We start from the raw sequence: 6879 nt of genomic DNA on the forward strand, positions 1-6879 counted from the left end.
GATCGCAGCAAGTCAGGCGCGTTCGTGAGCGCCCGGCCCGCGGCGGGCAGCGAACCGCTCGGCAACAAGCCTGCCCCCGGCGATCTGACGACTATGGCGTCAATTCTTCCGGATTGGTCATAAACCGCGAAACAAGGCCCGACCCGACCAAAAAAGAGATTGTTAGTATCACCAGCGCTGTGAGCGGCCGAAGGGCTTCCGATAACGGCGCGCCCATCTGGTCGGTCAGGAGGAGGGCGCGGCTGGCGTGGGTTGAAGGGAGCAGCGCGCCCAGCGCCGAGACCCAGCCCGGCATCGCCTCGCGCGGCCAGGTCGCGCCCGAGAGGAAAAAGATCGGTAGCGAGGTGGGTATAAGCAACAGCAGCGCGGCGCGGGCGTTGGGGAACAGCCGGGAGGCGAACAGCGAGAAGGAGGAGATGGCTCCTGCTGCGAACAGCGCGACGATCAGTAGCGCGCCGATTCCGGCTTGGCGCGGGATATCCTGCGCAGCGAAGAACCAGCCGAAATAGGTCAAGGTGAGCACGAACGACACGAGGCTCAGCGCCAGCCATTGGCCACCCAGTTCGTTCCATCCGCGCCGCCTGCGCCCGGCGAATAGCACGGCGGTACCAAACAGCATGGTCTGCTGGAGGATCACCGGTGTAACGGCGGGAAAGATATAGGCGCCGTATTCCAGATTGGGGTTGAACAGCGGTTGCGACTCGACGGGATCGGTAATTTCGATACTAACCCCGAGCCGTCCTTTCGCCTCGTTGTTGAGCGTGTTGACGATGGCCCCCTGGATCGCCTGGCCCAAAGCTTTGGCTCGCACGAGGTAGGTTCCGTTGATCCACAGCGCTATGCCACTGTCCTGGCCGCGCAGGGCGTCTTCCAGTGCTCGGTCAGGCAGCAGCAGCACGCCATCGACCTTTCGCTCTACCAGCAGGGTGCGCGCCTCGGCTAGGTTGGCGGGGCGGGCGGCGACCTCGGCCAGCGGGCTGGCCTCGATCAGATCGACGAGCTGTCGGCTGAGCGGGGTGCGCGCCTCGTCCACCACTGCCAGCCGCACGTCCTGCGCATGGCCTTGGCTGTAAGGCGCGGGATAGTAGAAGCCGTAGAACAGCGCTGCGACCACTATCAGCATCAGCGCATCGGTGTTGCAGCCAAGCTGGCGCAGCGTGTCGAGGAAGGCGGCGCGCAGGCTCATGCCGGCGATTTCCTCCCGCCCAGCCATGTCGCAAGCGCGAGGCCCGCCGCCGCGTAGCCCGTGAGCAGCAGCGCCGCGCCCCAGGCCTGGCGCGCGGGCGCGCCAAGGAACTGGTCCATTTGCGCGGTCAGGTAGTGGGTGAACGGCAGCACCTGATGCCAGAACCGCGCCACTGTCGGCGCGCCCTCGATCGGCAGCGAGCCGCCCGAATAGGCCAGCGCCGACCCGGCATAGAGCGCGCTCAGCGAATAGCCGAAGACGTCACGCCGCGCGCCCGCAACGAAGCCGAACGACAGCGCCAGCGACGCGGCGATCAGGGCGAGCTGGGCGGCAAAGGTCGCCAGCAGCGATCCTTCCATCCGCCACCCCTTGAAGCCCACCAGCCAGACCATCCACACCGCTCCCCAGAAGCTAAGGACTGTTAGGTACGGCACCAGCTTTCCCGTCAGCGCCGCCGCCCCGCCACCCGTCTCTGCGCGCCATGCGTCGAGCGAGCGGCCATCGGGTCCGCCGAGCTCGCGCGCCATCGCGTAAACCCCGACGCAAGCCGCCAGCAGGTGCAGCATGGCCGGCTGAATAAGCGCCTGCAGGTACCACTCGAAGCTCGCTTCCGGATTGAACAGCACTGAGATCTGCACCTGCGGGATCGCCGCCCGGTCCGACAGCACCCCGGCGCGCCACGCGTTGTCCTCGATCCCGGCGATGATCGATCCGCGCAGCGCGGTCGCCAGGCTGCGCTCGACGGTAGAACCCACGCTGAGGTAGGCGGCGTTGTAGTACAGGCGGATCGGCTCGTCCGCCGCGCGGGGTTGGCCGAAGCCGTGGGGGATCGAGACGAAGGCCCAGATCTGCCCGCGCCGCATCGCCGCTTCGGCCGCCGCGTCACTCACCGGCTGGGCGGCGATCCGCACCTCGGGGCGGCCCGACAGCAAGCGGACCAGCGCCTGGCTCTCGCTGGTGCGGGCATTGTCCACCACCGCGACCGGGAGTGCCTGCAACGCCCCTTGCGACAGCATGGCGGCGACGATGGCGATGGCGCAGAACGGCACGACCACCAGCGCCAGCAGCATCACGCGGCTGGTGGCGATGAAGCCCGCTTCGCGCCGCGCCGCGCCGCCCAGCCGCGCGAAAGCCGATGGCGCGGTCACTGCGGCCAGTCGAACAGCACGCTCATGCCCGGCCGCAAGCCTTCGACCCGCTCGGCCGGTTCCAGCTTGATCTCGAAACTGCGCGCGTCGAACCCGGCATTCTGGCGGGTGGCCTTTTCGCTGGTGAAGCCGGCCTGCGCCGAAATCGCCGTCACGCGCAGGCGCACCGCCTTGTTGCCGAGCGCGGGGACGGTGCCGGTCAGCACCCGGCCCTGGGCCATGCCCGAATAGTCTTTCTCGGAAATACGGAGGGTGACGCGGGGATGGGCCAGGTCGACGATCTGGAACAGCGGCACCCCGGGCGCCACCACTTCGCCGGGTTCGACCAGACGGCGGCTGATCGCTCCGGCGATTGGCGCGGTGACCTTCGTGTCGGCGGCGATCTGGCGCGCGGCGCGGTTGCGCGCTTCGGCGGCAACAGCCTGCGCGTCCGACACGGCGCGGGTTTCGCCCCGCGTCCCGGCCATTGCCTTGCGATACTGCGCCTCCGCCGCTGCCGCGTTGGCGCGCGCGGCCACGTTGGCCGCGGCGGCCTCGTCGCGCCGCTGGGCGGAGATGACCCCTTGCGCGTAGAGGCGGTTCATGCGCCCGGCGGTGACGGCTGCGAGCTTGGCGGCGGCGCGGGTGGATGCCGCGATGCCCTGAAGCGATGCGATGTCTTCCGGCCGGGCACCCTGGTTGGCGATGGCGTCCAGCGCGCGGGCGCTGTCCAGGTTGGCCTCGCTCTGGCTCACCAGCGCATCGATCCCGGGGCTGGAGAGGGTCGCCAGGTGCTGGCCGGCGCCGACCTCAGCCCCTTCGGCCACCGCCACCTCCTCCACCCGGGCCAGCATCTTGGTCGCGACGTTGACCTCGGTCGCCTCGACCGTGCCCTGGAGCGGCACCGGTTGGGGCCGCGAGGAATGCCAGATGCCGGCCAGTGCCAGCAGCCCAAGCACGGGCAGCGCCCACAGCAGCCAGTTCACGCGGCGACCTGTTTCCGTCGCTGCCCCGTACGGTTCCGGGGTCGCTTCGGCTGTTGCGGGATCGGTTTTATCGGTCATCGACGGTCTGCCTGTCGCGCGCTTCGGCGTAATCGACGAAGCGTTCGCTTTGTCCGCTGGCTGCGAGCAGCGCGGCAAGCGAGAGGTCGTATTCGTAAGCCGCCGTCGCGCGCTGGGCACGGGCGAGGCCGAGCGCGGTTTGAGCGTCGGTCACTTCTGCCGCGGTGCCGACGCCTTCGCGGAAGCCGATCTGCTTGACGCGCAGGTTCTCCTCTGCCGCGGCAACGCTGCTGGCAATCGAGGTAAAAGCGCGCCGGGCGTTGTCGGCCATCAGCCAGGTCTTCTCGATCTCGCCCTCGATGCGGGTGCGGGCGTCGGCCGCGCGCAGACGGGCGGCCTCGCGGCGCGCCCCCGCTGCGGCTACAAGCTCGCGGCGGTTGAACGCGGAGAACAGGGGGATCCGCACCGTCGCGCCGACGATCCAGTCGGGATCGACCGGCAGCGACTGCTTGCGCACGGCGTTGACCGATCCGAAGGCATAGACCGAAGGCCGCATGGTCGCCCGCGCGGCGCGCTCCCCGGCGGCGGCCAGCTGTTCGGCCCCTTCGGCCACGGCGAGCTGCCCGTTTCGCGGGGCATCGGCCGTCCACGCGCTCAGCGGCGGCAGCGGCGTCGTGTTGACGAATAGCGGGGTGGAGGGCGCGGGGTTGGCCGTGCCGGTGATTCCGGCGAGCGCCAGTTCGGCCATGTCGGCATCGCGCCGCGCCCGATCGTTGGCCCGCTGGGCGGCATCGCGAGCGACAATCGCTTCCAGCGTCAGTGAATGCGGTACCACGCCTTCGCGCTCCATCGCGCGGACGTTGCCGAGGTGCTGTTCGGCGGAGGCCAGCGTCTGCCGGCTCGATACCTCGAGCTGGCGGGCGAGCTGGGCACCGAAATAGGTTTCGGCCAGGCGCACGCTGCTGGCACCGCGCGCCGCGTCGCGCCCGCCTTGCGCCAGTGTGACCTGCGCCTTGGCCGCGTCGCTCACCGCCTCCAGCGCGCCGCCGGTGTACAGCGGCATGATCGCAGTGACATTCGGCCGCACCACCACGTCTCGCTGGGTATAGTCGTACTGATCGGGGATCGGCGCGAGCAAGCCGGGCAGGGCCTGGCCGATCCGCCCCGCGATCAGCGCGACGATATCGGCATAGACTGGCGGATACTGCCCCGGCAGCCCGCCGAGATAGCTCTGGGCATCGCCCAGGAACTGCTCCTTGGGCTCTGTGAGGTCAAGGCTCAGCGATTTCTCGTAGGCTATGACCGATGCCGAGGCGGTGATCGTGGGGCGATAGAGATGCTCGACCGCCTTCGCCTGGTGTTCGGCCGCGCGCACGTCCGCCTCCGCCGCGGCGCCCCCGGCCGGAGTCGCCTGCATCGCCATTTCTGCGGCGCGGTAATCGAGCGTGGCCTGCGCCAGCGCCGGGCTGGCGGCGATCGCCAGCAGCAGGGCCGGCGCCAGAGGCAGAGTGCGCTTCATTCCGGCCGGCCCAACATGGCGCGCATGCATGTGATGAAGATCTCCGCCACCGGAAGGCTCCCGCTGTCGCCGTTATCACGCAGCGCCAGGCCGCGCCACAGGACCAGCAGCGTCTCGACGATTTCGGTCGAGCGAAACCGCGGGGTCAGTCCGAAATGCGCCACCAGATCGTCGATCCGTTCGGCAAACAGCACGTCGATTCGCTGCTCGGCAACGGCTATCGCGTGGGCAAGCGCCGGGTTGCGCACCGCCTCCAGCCGCAGCTCGATGGCCATCTGCGCCCATTCGCGGCGGTCGGAAACGGTTGCCAGCCACTCGCCGATCCGGGCCATGGTCTGGTCGAATGTCATCGCGCGATAATCGAGCGTCATTTCGCCGAAGGTGCGGACCCGCTCCTCCAGATTGCGCTCCATCACCGCCAGCAGAAGATCCTCGCGCGACGCGAAATTGGAATAAAACGCACCCTGGGTGTAGCCGGCACGGGTGCAGACCGCGCGCAGAGACAAACCCGGCATCGAACTTTCAAGGATCAGCGCTTCGGCCGCGTCGAGCAGCGCTGTGCGCGTTGCGGCCTGCGAGTCTTCGCGACGGAGGGGTCTATCAGCGGCCATCGGGCGACCATACAGATATCAACTGATATTTCAAGATTTCGTTTTTCAGATGCCGTGCGGAAGGGATGCTTGAGGAGCCGCTGACGACCATCACGCTGGCGATGGCGTGGCTTTCATGCCCGTCATGTCTTTGAAATCGGTAATGATCTCGCCGATCAGCGCCCGTAGCCAGCGGTGTGCGGGATCGTGCCGGTAACGGACGTGCCAGGCCATTTCCACGGGAAAGCTGCCGAGGTCGACCGGGGCGGGCAGGATTTTCAGCCGGGGGTCGTGCATCAGCTGCCTGCAGATCAGCGAGGGCAGGGTGGCGCAGTAATCGGTCACCGCTACCATCTCGGCTGCCGCGAAGAAATTTGTCACGGAGATTGCGACGTCGCGCTTGAGCTGCTGCTGAGCCAGCGCCTGGAACAGCCCGGCGCGCATCCGTCCGGGCGGCACGATGTTGACGTGCTTCATCGTCTCGAACTGCTTGCGCGTCATGGCATCGCCGATGGCCGGATGGTCGGCGCGGACGGCGCAGGCGAGCCCTTCGTCCTTCAGGTGCTGGACGAGAAGGTTGTAGGAGGGTCTCGGTTTTCTCGAGCAGGGCAGCGGCCACATCATCAACCTGAGCTCGGTTGCGGGCACAGGTCTTCGCATAAGACGGCACGGTCTACTCCGGCGCCAAGTTCGCCGTCAGCGCGATCAGCGAGGGCTTGCGCCACGAGGTGGATTGAAAGGTCCGTATCACGTCAATCGAGCCTGGAGCTGTCAGCTCTACGAGATCGAGGCAGAGGTTCGCGGCCAGTAAACCGATATCCGACGACGAAGCCGGAAAGATCGCAACCAGCCATTAATTGACGAGTTGCGCCAGGCACTCGACGATGCCCTTCGGCGCCTCTCGCCCAAATCCTAGATGGCCAAGGCGACCATCAATTTCGCAAACGCTGGGTCGCGCCGACAGGCTTTCTCGACAATGAGTGCCTGGAGATCGATAACACCAGTGCGGAGCGCGTGATGCGCTGGGTGGCTCTGGCCCGTCAAACTGGCTACTAGCAGGCTCAAAGGCGGACGGGGATCGCACCGCTGCGGTCTACTCCGTCATCGAGAGCGCCAAACACAATACTCTCGAACCGCAGGCCTATATCGCCGATATCATCGCCAAGATCGCTGGCTACTGGCCGGCTGCCCGTTGGGATGAAGTCAGCGATTTCGAGGCCACGATTCTCCCGCTCAGCCGCAGCGGAAAAAATATTCGACAGCTGGCCGTGCTACCTAGGCTGCTACCTAGCGCGATGACGTAACGCCTCGACCCGAAACTTAGGCCACGCAAGTTATTGTTTTGATGTAGGAAATTGGGCTCTTCCTCGTGAACGGGGGATGAGGGAAATTGGGTTAGACTTGTCATAGGAAGGACAAGTCTGATGAAGAAGAAGGCTGATCAGGGAATCGA

Annotated in this window: 6 protein-coding genes and 1 pseudogene; 1 reads left to right on the forward strand and 6 read right to left on the reverse strand. The window is 67.0% G+C overall.

What is annotated here, in order from left to right; translation table 11 throughout:
* Positions 1-91: 91 nt before the first annotated feature.
* From B5X69_RS17740 to B5X69_RS17765, 6 genes are all read right to left on the reverse strand, one after another.
* Positions 92-1186 carry an ABC transporter permease gene (locus B5X69_RS17740; RefSeq protein WP_176141658.1) on the reverse strand — a complete coding sequence of 365 codons (1095 nt, stop codon included), beginning with the start codon at positions 1184-1186 and terminating at the stop codon, positions 92-94.
* The gene (locus tag B5X69_RS17745) at positions 1183-2334 is read right to left on the reverse strand and encodes an ABC transporter permease (protein WP_079639904.1); all 1152 of its coding nucleotides are present in this window, start codon (positions 2332-2334) and stop codon (positions 1183-1185) included. Before B5X69_RS17745 ends, B5X69_RS17740 begins: the two co-directional genes overlap by 4 nt.
* Positions 2331-3377, reverse strand: a complete 1047-nt coding sequence (locus B5X69_RS17750; protein WP_079639905.1) for an HlyD family secretion protein — start codon at positions 3375-3377, stop codon at positions 2331-2333. Before B5X69_RS17750 ends, B5X69_RS17745 begins: the two co-directional genes overlap by 4 nt.
* Positions 3367-4836 carry a TolC family protein gene (locus B5X69_RS17755; RefSeq protein WP_176141659.1) on the reverse strand — a complete coding sequence of 490 codons (1470 nt, stop codon included), beginning with the start codon at positions 4834-4836 and terminating at the stop codon, positions 3367-3369. The genes B5X69_RS17750 and B5X69_RS17755 overlap by 11 nt, the downstream gene beginning before the upstream one ends.
* Positions 4833-5447: a TetR/AcrR family transcriptional regulator gene (locus B5X69_RS17760; RefSeq protein ID WP_079639907.1), complete on the reverse strand. Its 615-nt coding sequence runs from the start codon at positions 5445-5447 to the stop codon at positions 4833-4835. Before B5X69_RS17760 ends, B5X69_RS17755 begins: the two co-directional genes overlap by 4 nt.
* A 90-nt stretch (positions 5448-5537) precedes the next feature.
* Positions 5538-6050, reverse strand: a complete 513-nt coding sequence (locus B5X69_RS17765; protein ID WP_245798790.1) for a LysR substrate-binding domain-containing protein — start codon at positions 6048-6050, stop codon at positions 5538-5540.
* Between the two features lie 148 nt (positions 6051-6198).
* Here B5X69_RS17765 and B5X69_RS22505 point away from each other — a divergent pair.
* Positions 6199-6730, forward strand: a pseudogene (locus tag B5X69_RS22505) (IS66 family transposase); the annotation flags it as partial.
* Positions 6731-6879: the final 149 nt, after the last annotated feature.

Origin of the sequence: Sphingopyxis flava, assembly GCF_900168005.1 — a bacterium.
Taxonomy (GTDB): domain Bacteria; phylum Pseudomonadota; class Alphaproteobacteria; order Sphingomonadales; family Sphingomonadaceae; genus Sphingopyxis; species Sphingopyxis flava.